General features: G+C 64.9%; 20 protein-coding genes and 1 pseudogene. 13 read left to right on the top strand and 8 right to left on the bottom strand.

Annotation, left to right across the window (positions count from 1 at the left end):
* The first annotated feature begins 19 nt into the window (after window positions 1-19).
* The 4 genes and pseudogenes from BJA_RS22915 (at window position 20) to BJA_RS22905 (ending at window position 1,916) form a co-directional block, all read left to right on the top strand.
* Window positions 20-451 carry a MerR family transcriptional regulator gene (locus tag BJA_RS22915; protein ID WP_011087349.1) on the top strand — a complete coding sequence of 144 codons (432 nt, stop codon included), beginning with the start codon at window positions 20-22 and terminating at the stop codon, window positions 449-451.
* Window positions 384-803, top strand: a complete 420-nt coding sequence (locus BJA_RS22910; protein WP_038967418.1) for a carboxymuconolactone decarboxylase family protein — start codon at window positions 384-386, stop codon at window positions 801-803. Before BJA_RS22915 ends, BJA_RS22910 begins: the two co-directional genes overlap by 68 nt.
* Window positions 800-931 (top strand): annotated as a pseudogene (locus BJA_RS43695) (hypothetical protein); the annotation flags it as partial. The gene BJA_RS22910 and the pseudogene BJA_RS43695, both read left to right, overlap by 4 nt.
* A gap of 37 nt (window positions 932-968) precedes the next feature.
* The gene (locus tag BJA_RS22905) at window positions 969-1,916 is read left to right on the top strand and encodes a hypothetical protein (protein WP_249163363.1); all 948 of its coding nucleotides are present in this window, start codon (window positions 969-971) and stop codon (window positions 1,914-1,916) included.
* A 19-nt stretch (window positions 1,917-1,935) separates the two neighbouring features.
* Here the strand turns inward: BJA_RS22905 and rimO are convergent, their stop codons facing one another.
* A complete protein-coding gene (gene rimO, locus BJA_RS22900; protein ID WP_011087346.1) occupies window positions 1,936-3,255 on the bottom strand; it encodes a 30S ribosomal protein S12 methylthiotransferase RimO in 1,320 nt (439 codons plus the stop codon).
* 191 nt (window positions 3,256-3,446) lie between these two features.
* Between rimO and BJA_RS22895 the strand changes: the two genes are divergently transcribed.
* The 6 genes from BJA_RS22895 (at window position 3,447) to BJA_RS42395 (ending at window position 10,204) form a co-directional block, all read left to right on the top strand.
* Window positions 3,447-4,010 (top strand): hypothetical protein, encoded by a 564-nt coding sequence (locus BJA_RS22895; RefSeq protein ID WP_011087345.1) that lies wholly within the window; start codon window positions 3,447-3,449, stop codon window positions 4,008-4,010.
* Window positions 4,011-4,246: 236 nt separating this feature from the next.
* On the top strand, window positions 4,247-4,837 hold the full coding sequence (locus tag BJA_RS22890) for an ANTAR domain-containing response regulator (RefSeq protein ID WP_011087344.1): 591 nt from the start codon (window positions 4,247-4,249) through the stop codon (window positions 4,835-4,837).
* The gene (locus BJA_RS22885) at window positions 4,834-6,000 is read left to right on the top strand and encodes a CmpA/NrtA family ABC transporter substrate-binding protein (protein WP_011087343.1); all 1,167 of its coding nucleotides are present in this window, start codon (window positions 4,834-4,836) and stop codon (window positions 5,998-6,000) included. Before BJA_RS22890 ends, BJA_RS22885 begins: the two co-directional genes overlap by 4 nt.
* Window positions 6,001-6,334: 334 nt before the next feature.
* A complete protein-coding gene (locus BJA_RS22880; RefSeq protein WP_038967420.1) occupies window positions 6,335-8,116 on the top strand; it encodes a NirA family protein in 1,782 nt (593 codons plus the stop codon).
* Window positions 8,113-9,720 (top strand): sulfite reductase subunit alpha, encoded by a 1,608-nt coding sequence (locus tag BJA_RS22875; protein ID WP_011087341.1) that lies wholly within the window; start codon window positions 8,113-8,115, stop codon window positions 9,718-9,720. Before BJA_RS22880 ends, BJA_RS22875 begins: the two co-directional genes overlap by 4 nt.
* Before the next feature lie 331 nt (window positions 9,721-10,051).
* On the top strand, window positions 10,052-10,204 hold the full coding sequence (locus BJA_RS42395; protein WP_014495196.1) for a hypothetical protein: 153 nt from the start codon (window positions 10,052-10,054) through the stop codon (window positions 10,202-10,204).
* Here BJA_RS42395 and BJA_RS22870 read toward each other — a convergent pair whose 3' ends face one another.
* The 3 genes from BJA_RS22870 to pxpB are packed head-to-tail and all read right to left on the bottom strand — an operon-like array spanning window position 10,205 to window position 12,771.
* The gene (locus BJA_RS22870) at window positions 10,205-10,975 is read right to left on the bottom strand and encodes a LamB/YcsF family protein (protein WP_011087339.1); all 771 of its coding nucleotides are present in this window, start codon (window positions 10,973-10,975) and stop codon (window positions 10,205-10,207) included.
* 30 nt (window positions 10,976-11,005) lie between these two features.
* Window positions 11,006-12,043, bottom strand: coding sequence for a biotin-dependent carboxyltransferase family protein (locus tag BJA_RS22865; RefSeq protein WP_011087338.1), 1,038 nt, complete (start codon window positions 12,041-12,043; stop codon window positions 11,006-11,008).
* Window positions 12,040-12,771 carry a 5-oxoprolinase subunit PxpB gene (gene pxpB, locus BJA_RS22860; RefSeq protein WP_011087337.1) on the bottom strand — a complete coding sequence of 244 codons (732 nt, stop codon included), beginning with the start codon at window positions 12,769-12,771 and terminating at the stop codon, window positions 12,040-12,042. Before pxpB ends, BJA_RS22865 begins: the two co-directional genes overlap by 4 nt.
* Before the next feature lie 248 nt (window positions 12,772-13,019).
* Here pxpB and BJA_RS22855 point away from each other — a divergent pair, with 248 nt between their 5' ends.
* Together BJA_RS22855 and BJA_RS22850 are read left to right on the top strand one after the other, a co-directional pair.
* The gene (locus BJA_RS22855) at window positions 13,020-13,718 is read left to right on the top strand and encodes a ribonuclease activity regulator RraA (RefSeq protein WP_011087336.1); all 699 of its coding nucleotides are present in this window, start codon (window positions 13,020-13,022) and stop codon (window positions 13,716-13,718) included.
* A gap of 16 nt (window positions 13,719-13,734) precedes the next feature.
* Window positions 13,735-14,139, top strand: coding sequence for a (R)-mandelonitrile lyase (locus BJA_RS22850; protein WP_038967426.1), 405 nt, complete (start codon window positions 13,735-13,737; stop codon window positions 14,137-14,139).
* Window positions 14,140-14,196: 57 nt separating this feature from the next.
* On the opposite strand, the gene BJA_RS22845 is transcribed toward BJA_RS22850, so the two are convergent.
* From BJA_RS22845 to BJA_RS22835, 3 genes are all read right to left on the bottom strand, one after another.
* On the bottom strand, window positions 14,197-14,553 hold the full coding sequence (locus BJA_RS22845; RefSeq protein WP_028173994.1) for a hypothetical protein: 357 nt from the start codon (window positions 14,551-14,553) through the stop codon (window positions 14,197-14,199).
* Window positions 14,554-14,734: 181 nt separating this feature from the next.
* Window positions 14,735-15,595, bottom strand: a complete 861-nt coding sequence (locus BJA_RS22840; RefSeq protein WP_038967427.1) for a DUF2147 domain-containing protein — start codon at window positions 15,593-15,595, stop codon at window positions 14,735-14,737.
* A gap of 234 nt (window positions 15,596-15,829) precedes the next feature.
* The gene (locus BJA_RS22835; RefSeq protein WP_011087332.1) at window positions 15,830-16,612 is read right to left on the bottom strand and encodes a transporter substrate-binding domain-containing protein; all 783 of its coding nucleotides are present in this window, start codon (window positions 16,610-16,612) and stop codon (window positions 15,830-15,832) included.
* Between the two features lie 114 nt (window positions 16,613-16,726).
* Between BJA_RS22835 and BJA_RS22830 the strand changes: the two genes are divergently transcribed.
* Entirely contained in the window at window positions 16,727-17,230 is a 504-nt protein-coding gene (locus BJA_RS22830) for a DUF1993 domain-containing protein (RefSeq protein ID WP_038967429.1), read from the top strand.
* 8 nt (window positions 17,231-17,238) lie between these two features.
* Here BJA_RS22830 and BJA_RS22825 read toward each other — a convergent pair whose 3' ends face one another.
* The gene (locus BJA_RS22825; protein WP_028173998.1) at window positions 17,239-17,724 is read right to left on the bottom strand and encodes a hypothetical protein; all 486 of its coding nucleotides are present in this window, start codon (window positions 17,722-17,724) and stop codon (window positions 17,239-17,241) included.
* Between the last annotated feature and the right edge of the window lie 72 nt (window positions 17,725-17,796).

The following is a 17,796-nucleotide window of genomic DNA, read 5'->3' as shown; positions in this document are numbered from 1 at the left end:
AGTACGAGAACGGGCACACATGAAGATCGGCGACCTCGCAAAACGAACCGGCTTGTCGACTCACACGTTGCGTTATTATGAGCGCATCGGGCTGCTGCCATACGCAGACCGGGATCGTTCCGGCCAGCGTGACTTTGACGCATCGATCCTCACATGGATCGAATTCCTCGGTCGGCTCAAGACCACGGGAATGCCGATCCGGGACATGTTGCGCTATGCGGCGCTTCGTGATGAAGGCGAAGCCACCGGGCCAGCCCGGCGGCAGATGCTGGAAATCCACCGGGAACAGGTTCGCACGGAGATTGCCGAACTCCAGGAATGCCTGCTCGTCCTTGATACCAAGATCGCCGGCTATGCCGGCGGCGAACAGAGGACGAAGGAAAATGACGCACGCTCAAACACAAGCCGAAAGCCGCTTCGATCGCGGCCAGCGGGCCCTGTCACGCATTGACGGCAGAGCCGGCGAAAAGGTCGTCGCCTCACTCGCCGACATCGCTCCGGATTTCGCACGATACGTGATCGAGTTTCCCTTCGGCGACATTTACAGCCGCCCGGATCTCGGCCTGCGCGATCGAGAGATCGCGACGATCGCCGCGCTGACGGCGCTCGGAAATGCCGCGCCTCAGCTCAAAGTGCATATCGAGGCGGGTCTGAACGTCGGGCTGTCTCGCGACGAGATCGTGGAGATCATCATGCAGATGGCCGTCTATGCGGGCTTCCCGGCGGCGGTGAACGGGCTGTTCGCAGCCAAGGAGGTGTTTTCCGCGCATGATGGACGGCAGGGGTCGGGAGAAGCGACATGACGAACTTCGAACACGATGTGCGCCCGACGATCGGGGGCGAGCCGGCAAAATTAGCCGAGGCACAGGCCGACCTCGCCCGCGCGCCGCGTCCGGAGCGCTGGGTGCCGAAATGGCTGGCCGAAGCCTGATCGCGACTTCGCGCTTGCGCCCGGCGCGCGCTTGGTGATGCTGCCTCAGGCAGCATCGGGGGCTCGTTTGATTAGATCGATACAGTTCGAAAAGATTGGCACGGCGCCGACGCGTCTCGGATTTTCGCTCGTTGCGAGCGGGGTTGCGGGCGATCAGTCGCTACTTTTCCTGTTCGAGTCCTCGGGAGACAGCGCATCGACTGCAGCCGCGTTGCGCGCTTCTGGCGTATTGCCGCATCCGAAGATGGAAAGGTTGAAGCGTTACGGTCTGCACAAGTCGGCTGCCGGATCGGAGCTATGGATCGATCTGCCTCCGCTTGAGCTCGGCCATTCTCATGTCGACCTCTTTCCCGACGGGCGGGTCTTGCTGGCGAGCCGCAGACACAACTGGCGGGCCGAGACCGACCACGACCTGAACGGAGTCATCTTTGATCCCCGGACCGGACGAGCAGACCGCGTCGGCCTCGGCGATGCCATCAGCGATCTCCAGATCGATGACCTCGGACGGATCTGGATTGGGTATTTCGACGAGGGTGTTTTTGGCAGTTCGGTCGGGCAGGCCGGCTTGGTTTGCTTCTCGACTTTGGGAGAGAAGGTCTGGGAATTTCCAGCAGATGCAGACCACACGATTGACGACTGCTACGCGCTCAATGTGGCGGGCCCAGAGGCCGCCATTTTCTTCTACTCGGATTTCCCGCTCTATCGGATCGGCGCAGACTTCGAATTGACCTGGAAGCAAACGAAGCTTCGAGGCTGCCACGCGTTCGCAATGTCCGAGACGGAGATTCTGTTCTCGGGCCAATACGACGATCCACCCAATGTGGCCTACATCGGACGATCGGATCGAGAGGGAATGATTCTTGTGAGGCGGGCATACCTGTTCATGCCCGACGGCTCAGCGCGACCGCGCGGCCGTTTGCAGGGCCGCGGCAGGCATCTCTATCACTTCGGCGAGGACGGGATTTACCGGGCGACGCTGGGTTGAGCCCGTTGACGGAGTGCTCTCAGAACCCTGCGACGCTGCCGTGCAGGTCGTATTGGTCGGCGCGCTCGATCTTTGCCGTGACGATCTCGCCGACGCGCAAGGGGCGGCGGCTCGACAGGTAGACCGCGCCGTCGATCTCGGGCGCATCGGCCTTCGACCGGCCCCGGGCAACGGTCGGGCCGACCTCGTCGATGATGATCTGCTGGCGCGTGCCGACCTTGCGCTTCAGCCTGCGCGCCGAGATCTTCTGCTGGCGCGCCATCAGCGCGTTGTAGCGCTCCTGCTTGACCTCTTCCGGCACGGGATTGGCGATCGCATTCGACGTCGCACCGGCAACCGGCTCGTATTTGAAGCAGCCGAGGCGGTCGATCTCGGCTTCGTCGAGCCAGTCGAGCAGATAGGCAAAGTCCGCGTCGGTCTCGCCGGGGAAGCCGACGATGAAGGTCGAGCGCAGGGCAAGATCAGGGCATTCCTCGCGCCAGCGCTTGATCCGTGCCAGCGTCTTGTCCTGCGCCGCCGGGCGCTTCATCGCCTTCAGCACCTCGGGGCTCGCATGCTGGAACGGGATGTCGAGATAGGGCAGCACCGTGCCTTGCGTCATCAGTGCGATGACCTCGTCGACATGCGGGTAGGGGTAGACATATTGCAGCCGGACCCAGGCCCCGAGCTCGCCGAGCTCGCGCGCGAGGTCGAGGAATTTGGCGCGGACCTGGCGATCCTTCCACGGGCTCTCGGCGTATTTCAGGTCGACGCCATAGGCCGAGGTGTCCTGCGAGATCACCAGCAGCTCCTTGACGCCGGCGCCGACCAGCCGCTCGGCCTCGCGCAGCACGTCATTGGCCGGGCGCGAGACCAGATCGCCGCGCAGCTTCGGGATGATGCAGAAGGTGCAGCGGTTGTTGCAGCCCTCGGAGATCTTCAAATAGGCGTAGTGCCGCGGCGTCAGCTTGATGCCCTGCGGCGGCACCAGGTCGAGATGCGGATTGTGGGCGGGCGGCAGCGCGCGGTGGACCGCGTCCAGCACGCTCTCATATTGCTGCGGGCCGGTGATGGAGAGCACGCCCGGATAGGCCTGCTCGATCTGCTCGGGTTCCGCGCCCATGCAGCCTGTCACGATCACCTTGCCGTTCTCGGCCATGGCCTCGCCGATCGCCGAGAGCGATTCCTGCTTGGCGCTGTCGAGGAAGCCGCAGGTGTTGACGATGACGATGTCGGCCCCGTCATGCTTGCGGGCGAGCTCGTAGCCCTCGGCGCGCAGGCGAGTGATGATGCGCTCGGAATCCACCAATGCCTTGGGACAACCGAGTGACGTGAATGAAATGCGGGGCGCTCTGTCCATTGTATCGCCTGGAGCCTAGATCTGAATTGTCCGGATTTAGCGATCCAAGTAATTGAACCGATGGCGAAATTCAATAACTAACCTATGGACCGGTTCCGATTGTGTGACTGGAGGGGCCGAGATGGATTCCTCCAACGTGCACGTTTTCGTTGTTATTCTGTTCTAGCGTATTTCCACGGAGCTAGACTGCGATGCGCCGCTTCATCTTCAGCATGGTTTTCGCTGTTATTTCCTGGAGCGCGATGTTTCCGGCGCGGGCTGAAGTCGACAAGATCTTACGTGTTTGCGACGGGCAAAAAGGCCTGTGCCCGGAATTCAGGCCGCGCGTGAAGGCGCCCGACGGGTGGGCGAGGGACGAGGCCGCAAGCCTCAAGTACGGCGCCTCCATGTTCGTGCCCAGGGGGAAGGGATTCGGTAACGCCGAAGCAATCATCTATGCCGAAGGCCGCTACAACAAGGATCGAACCGAACTGGTTCAATGGGTCGCAACGAGCGATCAGGATTGGGCGGCGACGTCCGGCAAGAATGCCAAGATCACCTCGCTTCCCTCGGCCAGCCCCGGTGTCATCATCAACCGGTACGACAATCCGTCCCTGAAGGACCAACCGGTCGAAGTGATCGCGCATTACGTTGATGTCGACAAGGACGGCAACTCCGATGTCGTGCGGCTGGCGGTCTCCGGCAAGAACGAGAGGGCGGTGTTGGCCGCCGTGCCACTTCTCGACAGGATGATAGCTGGTGCGAGGATTCCGTGAGAGCGTAAGCCCAGATGGCAGCTGCCGTCGGGCGGGAGTGGGCGGCTTTGAAAGTTTGCATTCGTTGTCTCAGGAGCATCCGAGCGACACGAAGCTGACCTTGGGCGCAGCCGTCTCTTGCATATCTCTTGATCTGCCTGATTGATCGGCAGGAGCTAGTCCTAAATGCGGTCAATTACAACCCTTTGCAGGGCGTTCCGGCGTGCTATGGATGAATCACCTGACGTGAGTGAGCCATGAGCGCCGAGCAGTCGCCCAAAATCGTGATCGTCGACGAAAGCCCGATCCGGGCCGCGATCCTCGAGGAGGGGTTGCGGGAGGCCGGATTCACGCAGGTCGCCCATATCCGCGAGATGCAGAGCCTGCTGGCCCGTATTTATGCGGTGGATCCCGACATCATCCTGATCGATCTGGAAAACCCCAGCCGCGACGTGCTGGAGGCGATGTTCCAGGTCAGCCGCGCCGTGCGCCGGCCGATCGCGATGTTCGTCGACCAGAGCGATTCAGCCTCGATCCAGGCCTCGGTCGAGGCGGGCGTATCCGCCTACATCGTCGACGGGCTGAAGAAGGAGCGCATCAAGCCGATCCTCGACCTCTGCGTGTCCCGCTTCAACGCCTTCGCCAAGCTTCAGGAGGAACTCGAGCGCACGAAGTCGCAGCTCGAGGACCGCAAGATCATCGAGCGCGCCAAGGGCATCTTGATGAAGGTGAAGGGCCTCACCGAGGACGAGGCCTATGTGCTGCTGCGCTCGACCGCGATGCGCGAGAAGAAGAAAATCGGCGAGATCGCCCAGTCGATCATCACCGCGTCGGAGATGCTGAAATGACCGGACCGCTTCGCATCGGGTTCATTCCGCTGGTCGATGCCGCCGCGCTGATCGTCGCCGTCGACAAGGGCTTTACCGCCGCCGAAGGCCTCGACGTCGAACTGGTGCGCGAGGTCTCCTGGTCCAACGTCCGCGACAAGCTCAATATCGGCCTGTTCGACGCCGCCCATCTGCTGGCGCCCGTGGCGATCGCGTCCTCACTCGGGCTCGGCCACGTCAAGGTGCCGATCGCCGCGCCCTTCAATCTCGGCATCAACGGCAACGCGATCACGGTGTCGCCGACGCTTCATGCCGCGCTGATGGAGGAGATCGACGGCGACCGCTTCGATCCGCTCGTTACGGCGAAGGCGCTGGCTCGGGTGGTCGCCAGGCGGCGCAAGCTAGGTGCCGATCCGCTGACCTTCGGCATGACCTTTCCGTTCTCGACCCACAATTACCAATTGCGGTTCTGGATGGCGGCGGCCGGCGTTGATCCCGACGAGGATGTGCGGCTGGTGGTGTTGCCGCCGCCCTACATGGTGGACAGCCTCGCGAACGGCCATGTCGATGCGTTCTGCGTCGGCGCGCCCTGGAATTCGATCGCGGTCGATCTCGGCATCGGCCACATCCTGCATTTCGTCTCGGACATCCTCGTCCACGCGGCGGAGAAGGTGCTGGCGGTCCGCCAGACCTGGGCCGACAAGAATCCGGACGTGGTCGCTAGCCTCGTGCGCGCGGCCGTGAAGGCCGCCGAGTTCATCGAGCATCCGGAGAACCGCATCGAGGCCGCGCGCATCCTGGCGCAGCCGGAGCGGATCGGCGTCGATGCCGAGGTGATCCAGCGCACGCTCACGGGACGCCTGAAGATCTCGCCCGACGGCACCTTCCGCGAAAGCGGACGTTACCTCCTGGTCGGACGCGAAGGGGCGGGGCGCCCGGATCCGGTCCAGGCCGCCTGGCTCTACGCCCAGATGGTGCGCTGGGGACAGACGGCGCTGGCGCCGGATGGCGTCAAGACGGCGATGGCCGTGTTCAGGCCGGATCTTTATGATGCCGCCCTGGGCAGCCGAGCGGCGCCCAGTGAGGCTCCCGCGGCGTTCGGGGCGTTCGCCGGCCCCGTCTTCGATCCCGACAATATCAGGGGGCATCTCGAGGCCTTCGAAGTCGGTCGCTGGAAGGCCTGATTCGATCCTGCATCGTTTTTAGGCGCCTGGGCTCCTCGTCTAAATTTTGGGCTGGCTGCTCGAATTTCGTGAGAGTTCCCCGCCCGGGAGTTCCCGGGGGCACTCCTAATGACCTGAAATTGCAGCAATTCTCATTTCGATGAAGCTGGCACGCAACTTGTATGTTGCACTGCGGCCAGCTTGTCACAGACGCCTGCTGAGCCGAGTCCCGCAGCAACGAAGCTGATCGGACCGTTGGGTGCAGAGCAGGCTCTTGAGCCAGCCGAGTGCCTCGCGGGTCGCGCAATTTTCCGTCGATACCACCCCGGTGGCCGCAGGAGCTTCGTTACTGACCATGAAACTCGAAACAGTCTCAGTCGACTTTACCGACGAGCAGAAGCGCTATCTCGAAGGCTTCACGACCGGTCTGCAGATCAGCCGGGTCGGTCGCGGCCTTGGTGGCGGCTCCGGCAAGGCGAATGCCGAGCCGACCGGTCCGGATGCCGTGCACATCAAGGCGCAGGACAAGGTCATCGCCTCGGGCAAGAAGCTCGCCGACCAGGAGAAGTTCAAGCGCGACGAGCATCCCTTCGACGCCTATCCGCGGCTGCGCCAGCAGGCGCTCGACAATGCGCCGCCGAGCCCGGCGGACAATTTCCGCTGGCGCTACTACGGCATCTTCTATGTCGCGCCGACGCAGGACTCCTACATGTGCCGCCTGCGCATCCCGAACGGCATCATGAAGCACTGGCAGTTGTCGGGCCTTGCCGATCTCGCCGACGATCTCTGCGGGCCGTACAGCCATGTCACGACGCGCGCCAACCTCCAGCTTCGCGAGATCCCGCCGAAGCACGCCGTGAAGCTGATCGAGGGCATCCAGGATCTCGGCCTGTGCTCGCGCGGCTCCGGCGCCGACAACATCCGCAACGTGACCGGGACGCCGACCGCCGGCATCGATCCGCAGGAAATCATCGACACGCGGCCGTTTGCGCGCGAGTGGCACTACCACATCCTCAACGACCGCTCGCTCTACGGCCTGCCGCGCAAGTTCAACGTCGCCTTCGACGGCGCCGGCAGGATCGCGGTGCTGGAAGAGACCAACGACATCGCCTTCACGGCGTTCGAGGTGAAGGACGGGTTCGGCGTCGAGCCCGGGGTCTGGTTCCGGCTCGGCCTCGGCGGCATCACCGGCCACAAGGATTTTGCAAAGTATTCCGGCATCATCGTCAAGCCGGAGCAGGCGACCGCTGTCGCCGATGCCATCGTGCGCGTGTTCATCGACCACGGCGACCGCACCAATCGCAACAAGGCGCGGCTGAAATACGTGCTCGACGCGATGGGCCATGACGGCTTCCTGAAGCTCGTCGAAGAACGGCTGAAGACGCCATTCACGCGCGTGCCGGAAGAGGCGTTTGCGCCGCGGCCTGCGGCTGACCGCATGGCTCATATCGGCGTGCACAAGCAGAAGCAGGACGGCCTCAACTGGATCGGCGTTTCGCTGACGCTCGGCAAGCTCACCTGTGATCAGATGCGGAGCCTTGCCAAGGTTGCGCGTGACCTCGGCGACGGGGAGATCCGCCTGACGGTCTGGCAGAACCTGCTGATCCCGGGCGTGCGTGACGAGAACGTCGAGCTTGCGATTGCCGCGATCAAGCAGATCGGGCTCGCGGTCGAGGCCTCGCATATCCGCGCCGGCCTGATCGCCTGCACCGGCAATGCCGGCTGCCGCTTCGCCGCCTCCAACACCAAACGCCACGCCGCCGAGATCGGCGACTGGTGCGAGCCGCGCGTCGAGATGGACAAGCCGGTCAACATCCACGTCACCGGCTGTCACCATTCCTGCGCGCAGCACTACATCAGCGACATCGGCCTGATCGGAGCGCGGGTGCCGGTGAACGAGGATGACACGGTCGAGGGCTATCACCTCTTCACCGGCGGCGGGTTCGGCCCCGACGCCGACGTCGGGCAGGAGGTCTATCACGACCTCAAGGCCGAGGACGCGCCGAAGACGGTCGAAGCGCTGCTCAAGGCCTATATCGCTCATCGCGCCTCGCCCGACGAAACCTTCCTCTCCTTTGCGCGCCGCCATGACGGCGAGACGCTGCGCAAGCTTGCCGATGCACAGGTGTCCGCATGAACCAGATCACCCCTCCGCCGAAACTCGATATCATTCCCGCCAGCGCCCCGTTCTCCGACGCGCAGCGCTCCTGGCTGAACGGATTCTTTGCCGGGTTGCTGTCGCCTGATGTGGCTACGCCCCTGTCGGCGGAGCAGGGCGCCGCCGTCATGCAAGCCGGCGACGGCGACGATGGCGAAGCGCCGTGGCACGATCAGACTATGCCGATCGCCGACCGGATGAAGCTTGCAGAGGGGCGTCCCGTCCGCCGCAAGATGATGGCGGCGATGGCGCAGCAGGATTGCGGCCAGTGCGGCTATAATTGCCACGATTATTCGGAGGCGATCGCCACCCGCAGCGAAGCGCGGCTCAACCTGTGTGTTCCCGGCGGCAAGGAAACCGCGCGGATGCTGAAGTCGCTGTACGAGGAGCTGGACAAGGCGCCGGCGGCGAAAGCGCCCGAAAAAGCGGATGCGGTGGCAGCGCCGGCCGTGACCGTGACGATCGCAGAGCCCGGCCGCTCGCGCGACAATCCGACCGAGGCGACCTTCCTGTCGCGGCGCCTTCTCAACAAGGGGAAGTCGGAGAAGGAGACCTATCACGTCGAGTTCGATCTCTCCGCGAGCAAGCTCGACTACATCGTCGGCGACAGCTTTGGCGTGTTCGCGCGCAACGATGTCGGCCTCGTCGACCAGATCATCGCACTGCTCGGCGCTTCGCATACGACCAAGGTGAACGGCAAGACACTGCGCGAGGTGCTGATCGACGACGTCTCGCTGTCGCCGGCGCCGGACTCGCTGTTCGAACTGATCTCCTTCATCACCGGGGGTGCGCAGCGCGAGAAGGCGCGGGCGCTGGCGCAGGGCGAGGATCCCGATGGCGACGCCGCCACGCTGGACGTGATGGCGGCGCTCCAGAAGTTTTCCGGCATACGGCCGCATCCCGAAGCCTTCGTCGAGGCGCTGGAGCCGCTCCAGCCGCGGCTCTATTCGATCTCGTCCTCGCACAATGCGACGCCGGGAAAACTTTCGCTGACGGTCGATTCCGTGCGCTATGTGATCGGCAAGCGCAAACGCATCGGCGTTGCCTCGACCTTCCTCGGCGAGCGCATCGCTGAGGGCGAGAAGCTCAAGGTCTATGTGCAGAAGGCGCATGGTTTCGGCCTGCCGCAGGACCCGAAGACGCCGGTTATCATGATCGGCCCCGGCACCGGCATCGCGCCGTTCCGCGCCTTCCTGCTCGACCGCAAGGCGACCGGCGCGCCGGGCAAGAACTGGCTGTTCTTCGGCCACCAGCGCAGCGATTGCGACTTCTTCTACCAGGAAGAGCTCAACGCGATGAAGACCTCGGGCCTGCTCACGCGCATGTCGCTGGCCTGGTCGCGCGACGGCGAGAAGAAGTTCTACGTGCAGGACCGCATGCGCGAAGTCGGCCGCGAATTGTGGACCTGGCTCGCCGAGGGCGCGCATCTCTACATCTGCGGCGATGCCAAGCGCATGGCCAAGGATGTCGAGCGCGCGCTGGTCGACATCGTCGCCCAGTTCGGGGCGCGCTCGACCGACGAAGCCGTCAGTTTTGTCGCCGAGCTCAAGAAGACCGGCCGCTTCCAGGCTGACGTCTACTAAGGCGCGACAAGATCAGCGTGAATCGTCCCGGCGGAGCAAGCGCCGGGCGTCACGCCGAGCTCGCGTTTCTACTGTGCATGGGGTTGTTTTCGCCATTTTTGTTTGGACCGGGTCCAGGGCCTTGAGTCCGGCTGTCATCCCACCGTCATCCGGGCCGGTTCCAACTGGCTCGGATCTTAACGAATAAGATTCTCGGAACCCGCGTGTGAAGAGAATTTGCACCTGCGACGGGGCGCCTTCAGAGAACCACCATCGCTATTTTCGCCGCCATCTTGCCTCCCGCCAGGGTTGATCCTTCATACTCGCGCAAATGGGGCGTTGGAGATCGATCATGCGCGAACTATCGGCGGAAGCCAGGCTGCACTTCTACGCGCGCTCGCTCTCGCGCCGGACCGGGGCGAGCATGCACCACGTCGGGCTCTACAGCGCCTTCGCGGTCATCGCCGCGATCGTGTTCGGCACGCTCTCGGTGCACCCATTCTGATTACGCCCCGCGCTTGAACGGCGCGACTTCGATCCCCGCATCCTTCAACGCCTGACGCAAGGTCCGCGCGATCTCGACCGCGCCATGCGTATCGCCGTGGATGCAGACCGTATCCGTCCGCATCTTGATCACCTTGCCCGTCACGGACACCACCGCGCCGTCCTGCACCATGCGCACCACGCGGTCGGCAATCGCCTTGGCATCGTGCAGCACCGCGCCGGGCTTCTTGCGCGAGACGAGATTGCCGTCGTCCTCATAGGCGCGGTCGGCGAACACCTCGTGCACCATCGGCAGATTGGCCGCTTCGCCGGCCTTCACCAGCTTCGAATTGGCGAGCACGACGAAGATCAGGCTGGGATCGACCGCCTTGATGCCGGCGGCAATCGCCTTCGCCGTCATGTCGTCCTCGCAGGCGACGTTGGAGAGCGCGCCATGCGCCTTCACATGCGTGACCTTGTGGCCGGCCGCGGTCGCGATCGCCTGCAGCGCGCCGATCTGGTAGGCGACGAGGTTCTCGATCTCGGAGGCCTTCAGGCCCGCGATCGGATGCCGGCCGAAGCCGTGGAGGTCGCGATATCCGGGGTGCGCGCCGACCGAAACGCCGCGTGCTTTCGCCAGCTCGACCGTCCTGCGCATGATGTCGGGATCGCCGGCATGGAAGCCGCAGGCGACGTTGACCGAGCTCGCCAGCTCGATCATCGCGGCGTCGTTGCCCATCTCCCACGCGCCAAAACCTTCGCCGAGGTCGCAATTGAGATCGATCGTCTTCATGGTTGCTCTCCGCCTCTGGTCGTCTTGTCGTTACGGCTCCGCCGTGACCTGCCACGTTCCGGCATCCACCGCGCTGACCGCATAGCCCGCGACGTTAGCATCGCTGAGCGCCTCGATGTTGAGCGCGACGGTGTCGGCGGAGCGGAGGCGATCGGGCAGGCTGCGGATGGCTTGCGCGAATTTGCGCGCCTCGTCCTGGGCCTCCGCCATGCTCACAGCCTTGAAGCGGAAGGCGGTCCCCGCCGAGGTCTGCGCCAGACGGCCGACATCGGCCGTGATCACGGTTGCGATCTTCGGATAGCCGCCGGAGGTGCCGCGGTCCATCATCAGCGCGATCGGCGAGCCGTTGCCGGGCACCTGGATGCTGCCGTTGACGGTGCCGTCGGAGACGATGTTGTGGCCGTGCAGGTGCTTGATCGCGGGGCCTTCGAGCCGGTAGCCCATGCGGTCTGATGTCGCCGAGATCTTCCACTCGCTGTCCAGGAACAGTGCCTTGTTGGCGTCGTCGAACTCGTCGTCCTGCGGGCCCAGCACGACGCGGATCGGACCGCTCACGGGCTTCGGCAGCTCGATGCGCAGCTCCGCCGCGCCGCTCGCGGCATCGACGCTGAACTCATCACCGGCCTGGAGCGGGCGCGGGTAGGGGCTGCCGAGGCCGGCGCGGGCATTGACCGCGAGGCTGCCGAACACCGGCTCGCCCTTGATCCCGCCTTCGATCGCGAGATAGGTGAAGGCGCCACCGCGGGCGAAGCCGAGCGTCAGGGTCTCGCCGTCCTTCAGCGTCACCGATGTGTCCATGACGACCGGTCGCCCCGCGACGTCGGCATTGCGCGGCGCGCCGGCAATCGCCACGCGCACGGCGCCGTCACGGGCGGTGAAGGTGGCGCCGAACGGGCCGATCTCGACACTGGCCGCGAACGGCTCGTTGCCGACCAGCGTATTCGCGGCCGCGAGCGACAGACGGTCCATCGCCCCGCTCACGGTCAAGCCGTAGCGCTGTGCACCGTGCCGTCCGCCATCCTGGACGGAGCTTGCAGGGCCGATGCTGGCGACGATGAGCCGGCTCATGCGACCACCTGCTCGGCGATGATCTCGCCGGCCTCGGCGGCGCGGTCCTGTTCCTCGAACGTCTTGTGGTCGATGGCGAAAAACGTCACGCGATCACCGGGTTCGGTCAGGAAGGTCGGATTGCGGTGGAGCTGATAGGTCCGCACCGGGGTGCGGCCGAGCAGGTGCCAGCCGCTCGGGGCGGCCAGGCACTGGATGCCGGCCTGGATGCCGCCGATCGAGATCGTGCCGGCCGGCGTCAGCAGCCGCGGGTTCTGCCGCCGCGACATGTGCAGGGATTTGTCCAGGCCGCTGAGATAGGACCAGCCCGGCGTGAAGCCGATCATGGCAACCTTGTAGTCGCCGGCGACGTGCCGGGCGACGATGTCGTCAGGCGTTGTGCTCAGCGCCTTGGCGATATCCTCGAGGTCGATGCCATGCTCGCCGCCATAGGCGACGGGGATGCGCCAGCGGCGCGTCCTGGTGGCCGGCGGCAGCGGCTGGGTCGCGATCGGGAGGATCTTTTCGCCGAGCGCCTCGAAGCCGATCTTGCCGGGATCGTAGTGCACCAGCAGCGAGCGATAGGTCGGCACGGTCTCGGTGATGCCGTCGATGGGGCTTGCCGCGAGCGCCTTGTCGAGTGCCAGCACGCGCTGGTTGGCAGCATCGTCGATGGTGCGGCTGAACTCGACCGTGACGGCGCTGTCGCCACTGGGCAGAAGGCGGGGCGGGGGAAGCGTCGCGGCCATTGAACTGTCAAAGCGCTGTCGAAATCGGGCTTCTCAGGAAACGCGGGCTCAGCCTTGAGTTCCGCTGATCCCTGCTTCGCGTAAATGCGCGCGCAAGTCCAATAAATTAATGCAAGGGGAAGCGATAAAGCCTTGTTATCGCGTCGCATAACCGCCCTGCGGCCCTGCGTTCTTGGCCCTTGACGGAAAGCGCCCGGCTCGCAAGATGCGCGCGTTCTTTCCCGCCCATCCGGAGCTCGTCTGTTTCCATGTCGCTGTCCCCCGAAGCCCGCAAGACCCTCGCCGGCATCACCACTGCCACCATCACCACGGTCCTGCTGAAGAAGGGCCTGCGTAACGTGTGGATGCGCGGTGCGCGCCCGCTGCGCCCGGGCTTGCCGCGGCTGGTGGGACCTGCCTTCACACTGCGCTTCGTGCCGGCGCGCGAGGATCTGGCGACGCCGGAATCCTGGTCGTCGCCGATCTCGACCCGCACCGCGATCGAGGCGATGCCGGAGGGCTGCATCGCCGTGGTCGATGCCATGGGCATCACCGATGCCGGCATCTTCGGCGACATCCTTTGTGCGCGCATGATGAAGCGCGGCGTCACCGCGCTCGTCACCGACGGCGTCGTGCGTGACGTCGAGGGCGTGCTCGGCACCAATCTTCCGGTCTGGTGCGACGGCTATGCCGCGCCGCCGTCGGTGGCGGGCCTGACCTTCGTTGGCTGGGGCGAGCCGATCGGCTGCGGCGGCGTCGCCGTGTTCCCGAACGACATCGTCGTCGCCGACCAGGACGGCTGCGTGCTGATCCCGCAGGCGATGCTCGATCACGTGCTCAACGAGGGCGTCGAGCAGGAGCGGATGGAAGCCTGGATCGTCAACGAGGTGAACAACGGCGCGGTGTTGCCGGGGCTCTATCCCATGAACGCCGAGACCAAGGCGCGTTACGCCGCCAGCAAGAAGTAACAGAAGCGAGGATACCATGGATATCACTGTCGCAGGCACGCGGCCGACCCGCCGCGCGCCCAAGGAAAACTTCACCGGCACCGTGTGGCAGGATCCCGTGATCATGGCGCCCGCGCCAGCACGGCTGAACTGCTCGCGCGTCGCATTCGAGCCCGGCGCGCGCACCAACTGGCATCACCATCCGCTCGGGCAGACGCTCTACGTCATCTCCGGCGTCGGGCGCGTTCAGACCAAGGGCGGACCGGTCCGCGAGATCCGCCCCGGCGACACCGTCTGGATTCCGCCGGGCGAGCTGCACTGGCACGGAGCATCGCCGACCAACGGCATGTGCCACATCGCCATGCAGGAAGCGCTCGACGGCGTCTACTCGACCTGGCTGGAGCCGGTCACCGACGCGGAGTATGGCGCAGCGCTGGGTTAGCGCTCGCGCCCCGGACAAGACGCATCGCCCCATGGCGATGCGTCGGCGATCCGGAGCCTAAATCCGCTCCGCCGTCCACGTGCCGGTGCAAAGGGCCCCGCGCCATGTGCCGGAGCCGGACGTGCCGCTCAGCCGGCCGAAGCCGACTGCACGCTTGATGCCGGTGCTCAAGGTGACGTTGATGCTGCCGGCATCGGCGACGCGGCCGGATGCGGACACCGCGGCGCTGCTCGAGGCGATCTGACCGTTGTTGATGCCGATCGCGACGGTCGCGCCGTTGCCGCAGGTCTCGCTCGATGACGAGATGCGGACGTTCCATGTCCCGTCGAAAGTGCTTGTCGTTGCGCCTGCCTGCGTGAGCGGGAAGGCGATGGCGACAATCGTGGCGAAGAGACCTTTGCGAAAACCGTTCATGACACGCCCCTGGGGTTGACCATGCGGCGATCGTGGCATGGGTTGCGCAACCGGCGATGTGAGGGCTGTCACGCGCGCAGCAGGCTCTGTGAGGTGGCGCACCTCGCGATGACACCGCGGGCAAAAGCAAAGGGGCCCGGATCACGGGCCCCTTGTCTCCGTCAAAGTGTCGAAGCCGAGCTTAGTTCACCCGCGTCCAGGTCTGGCCGCCGCAGAACATGCCGCCGAAGGCGCAGCCCTGCACGCGCAGGCGATCCGTACCCTTCATGGCGATCGTCGAATCGTAGGTCGAGCCGGTGTTGGGATCGAGGATGCGGCCGGACCATTTCTGGTCCTTGCCGGGCTTCATGTTGATCAGGACCTGCTCGCCGTTCTGGTTCGACTTGCTGTCGACCGAATAGCCACAGAGGTTGTTGCCGCATTGCTCGATGCGCACCTTGCCTTCCTTCTCCTCGGTGAGCCAGATGCCGAGCGGCGAATTGAGGTCGCGCGTCGGTGCAGCAGCGGGAGCCGGTGGCGCGACAGCGGCCGACTGAACGGGTGCGGGGGCAGGCGCCGGCGCGGGTGGCGCAACAGCCGCAGCGGCCGGCGGGGGCGGCGCCACGGGAGCTGCTTGCTGCTCGACGGGAGCAGGGGCCGGAGGCGGTGCGGGCGGAGGCACGACGGCCGTATCAGCCGGTGCAGCATTGGCAGTCGCCGGCGGCGGAGCAGGTGGCGCGGGAGGCGGTGCGGCCACGACGGGCGGCGCGGGAGCCTGCACGGCTGCGGGCGGCGCTGTAGCAGCGGCCGGTGGAGGCGCCGGAGCAGCCGGGGCTTGCGGATCGGCCTTGGCCTCTTGCGGCGCCTGCTGGCCCGGACTTGTCTCGTTCTTCTTGGCCTTCTTGGCCTTGCCCTGGCCGGTGTTGTCATAGACGCCGGGGATCGACACCGTGCCCCGGTCGGGATCGATGCGGATGGTGCGCCCGCCATATTCGAAGGTGTACTGCGCTTGCGCAGCGGTGCTCGCCAAAAGGAATGCGGCCGTGGCCAACAGCTTCCTCATTTCGCATCTCCTGAACAGATGGTCCCCGGACCGACGCATACGCCCCGGCGCGATCGCAAAAAGTGATCTAGATCACTTTCATCCGTATGAGTCGTGCTCCGGCGGGTTCGGGTTCAATGCGCCCGGAACCCGTCCACAATTTGGCCGAAGCAAGCGACAGGAGGACGCGGTCCACAGTCCCGTTCCGATGGAATCGGAACGCGCGAACCGATACCCATTTCGCTCGAAGACGCTCTAGTCGAACCAGGCGGCGTAGATCTTCCTGTAGCTGCCGTCCTCCATGGAAATGTGCAGCCACTGGTCGACGAAGGCCTTCAGCGCCATGTCTCGCTGGAGCCAATAGGCCTTCTCGGAGAAGTCGAACGGTTTTTCCGGATGCACCGCGCACAGCACGCCTTGATGCTGCTTCTGCTGGTAGCGCGTCTCGGAAGCGTCCGTCATCATCAAATCGGCATTGCCCTTGGCGATCTCGTCGAAGATCACGGTATTGTCGGCGAAGACGGTGATGTCGGCGTCCTTGATGTTGGCGCGGGCGAAACGCTCGTTGGTGCCGCCGGGATTGACGATGACGCGGGTGCCCTTCTTGTCGATATCAGGGAGCGTCTGGTACTTGCCGACATCGGCGCAGCGCGCGATCGGCGTCTTGCCTTCGCGCATGATCGGCATCGAGAAGAAGCCTTTCCTCTGCCGGTCGAGCGTCACCGAGACGCCGCCCATGGCGATGTCGAACTGGTCGGCCTCGAAATCCTTCATCAGCTTCGGCCAGGCCGTCGGCACGAACTCGACCTTGACGCCCAGCGCCTTGCCGAGCGCCTCCGCCATGTCGACGTCGAAGCCGCTGAACTGCTGCGTGGCCTTGTCCAGATAGGTGAAGGGCTTGTAGTCGCCGGTCATCCCGACACGTAATGTGCCGCGCTTCATGATCTCGTCGAGGCGCGACGGCGCCGCCTGCTGTGCGTGGGCCGAAAGGTTCATCAGCAGCGCCACGGCCAAAGCCGACAGGAATCGAACGGTCATCTCTTCTCCACCCAAGCCCAAGCTGTCATTGTGCAGCTCTTCAGACGTGGATTTAGACCAGATGCCCGCCGCTGGCGAGGCAGAATTGAAAGGAATCCCGAGGTGACGATCTCGATGTACGAGGCCTCGGTCGGCCTCTTTGTGCCGTACTTACGCAACCTGTCCGCGCTGCTCGACAAGGGCGTGGCCTACGCCGAGACCCGCAAATTCAACCCGGCGGTCCTGCTCGGCATGCGCCTCGCACCCAACATGTACGACCTGGCGCAGCAGGTCGGTGAGGCCTGCCGCCATGCAACGGTCGCTCCGGCCTTGCTGGCGCAGCGCGAGCCGGTGACGCTGCCGGCGCTGGAGCACGACATGGCCGGGCTTCAGGCGCGTATCGCAACGTCAATCGAGTTCATCGAGGGCCTGCCGCGGGCCGAGATCGACGCGGCGGCGGAGCTGAATGTCTTCTTCAGGCTGAAGAACGGAACCGAGCTGCCCTTCACCGGACGGACGCTGCTGCTGACGTTCAGCGTCCCGCAGTTTTTCTTTCACGTCACGACGGCCTACGACCTGTTGCGGCACGCAGGCGTCGAGCTCGTGAAGCGGGATTTTCTCGGGCCCCGCGAGCGCTAGATCGCGCTTTAGGCTTCGCCCTTGCGTTCGAACTCGGCGAGCGAGCTGCGGCCGGCGATCTCGCTGCGCAGCAGCTCGAAACGCCTGTGCGCCTCGTCCTCGTGCGTGTCGACGAAATGCACGGCGGCGTCGCTCGTCATGGGGCCGCTGATGACCGGCGCGGACTGCTCGCCGATGGTCTCGTGGACGTAGTACTGGTCGTCATCGCCGCGATGGACCGTCCATTTGAGGCGGATCGCAACCATCGGCCCGGGACCGACCTTGCTGTAGCCGTCGGCATCGGTGTGCTCCGGCACCAGCGGCTGCTCCTCGACCACCGGATGCTCATCGGCAACCGGATGCTCGTCGACGACCGCATGCTCGTCGACGACCGAATGCTCATCGGCAGCCGCCGTTTCCGTTTCGGCGTCGCGGACGACGAGGACGGGCTCGGGGTGCTCCAGGATGCTGGCGATGGTCGCCAGCGCGTGGTCGGTCGGGTCGATTTCTGCCAAGGGTCCATCCTCCAGCTCGACGTGGCCGGCAAGTCTGTCCCACTGCCGCCGCGGCTCGGCATATTACGCGGG

It is taken from the genome of Bradyrhizobium diazoefficiens USDA 110 (assembly GCF_000011365.1).
Taxonomy (GTDB): Bacteria; Pseudomonadota; Alphaproteobacteria; order Rhizobiales; family Xanthobacteraceae; genus Bradyrhizobium; species Bradyrhizobium diazoefficiens.
The sequence above is the reverse complement of the archived record's forward strand: the minus strand, read 5'-3'. Positions and strand labels throughout refer to the sequence as shown.

Bases quoted from the DNA above. Each gene is read 5' to 3' on its own strand.
- BJA_RS22915 (WP_011087349.1), top strand. From the start codon at position 20: ATGAAGATCGGCGACCTCGCAAAACGAACCGGCTTGTCGACTCACACG.
- BJA_RS22910 (WP_038967418.1), top strand. From the start codon at position 384: ATGACGCACGCTCAAACACAAGCCGAAAGCCGCTTCGATCGCGGCCAG.
- BJA_RS22905 (WP_249163363.1), top strand. From the start codon at position 969: ATGCTGCCTCAGGCAGCATCGGGGGCTCGTTTGATTAGATCGATACAG.
- rimO (WP_011087346.1), bottom strand. From the start codon at position 3,255: ATGGACAGAGCGCCCCGCATTTCATTCACGTCACTCGGTTGTCCCAAG.
- BJA_RS22895 (WP_011087345.1), top strand. From the start codon at position 3,447: ATGCGCCGCTTCATCTTCAGCATGGTTTTCGCTGTTATTTCCTGGAGC.
- BJA_RS22890 (WP_011087344.1), top strand. From the start codon at position 4,247: ATGAGCGCCGAGCAGTCGCCCAAAATCGTGATCGTCGACGAAAGCCCG.
- BJA_RS22885 (WP_011087343.1), top strand. From the start codon at position 4,834: ATGACCGGACCGCTTCGCATCGGGTTCATTCCGCTGGTCGATGCCGCC.
- BJA_RS22880 (WP_038967420.1), top strand. From the start codon at position 6,335: ATGAAACTCGAAACAGTCTCAGTCGACTTTACCGACGAGCAGAAGCGC.
- BJA_RS22875 (WP_011087341.1), top strand. From the start codon at position 8,113: ATGAACCAGATCACCCCTCCGCCGAAACTCGATATCATTCCCGCCAGC.
- BJA_RS42395 (WP_014495196.1), top strand. From the start codon at position 10,052: ATGCGCGAACTATCGGCGGAAGCCAGGCTGCACTTCTACGCGCGCTCG.
- BJA_RS22870 (WP_011087339.1), bottom strand. From the start codon at position 10,975: ATGAAGACGATCGATCTCAATTGCGACCTCGGCGAAGGTTTTGGCGCG.
- BJA_RS22865 (WP_011087338.1), bottom strand. From the start codon at position 12,043: ATGAGCCGGCTCATCGTCGCCAGCATCGGCCCTGCAAGCTCCGTCCAG.
- pxpB (WP_011087337.1), bottom strand. From the start codon at position 12,771: ATGGCCGCGACGCTTCCCCCGCCCCGCCTTCTGCCCAGTGGCGACAGC.
- BJA_RS22855 (WP_011087336.1), top strand. From the start codon at position 13,020: ATGTCGCTGTCCCCCGAAGCCCGCAAGACCCTCGCCGGCATCACCACT.
- BJA_RS22850 (WP_038967426.1), top strand. From the start codon at position 13,735: ATGGATATCACTGTCGCAGGCACGCGGCCGACCCGCCGCGCGCCCAAG.
- BJA_RS22845 (WP_028173994.1), bottom strand. From the start codon at position 14,553: ATGAACGGTTTTCGCAAAGGTCTCTTCGCCACGATTGTCGCCATCGCC.
- BJA_RS22840 (WP_038967427.1), bottom strand. From the start codon at position 15,595: ATGAGGAAGCTGTTGGCCACGGCCGCATTCCTTTTGGCGAGCACCGCT.
- BJA_RS22835 (WP_011087332.1), bottom strand. From the start codon at position 16,612: ATGACCGTTCGATTCCTGTCGGCTTTGGCCGTGGCGCTGCTGATGAAC.
- BJA_RS22830 (WP_038967429.1), top strand. From the start codon at position 16,727: ATGTACGAGGCCTCGGTCGGCCTCTTTGTGCCGTACTTACGCAACCTG.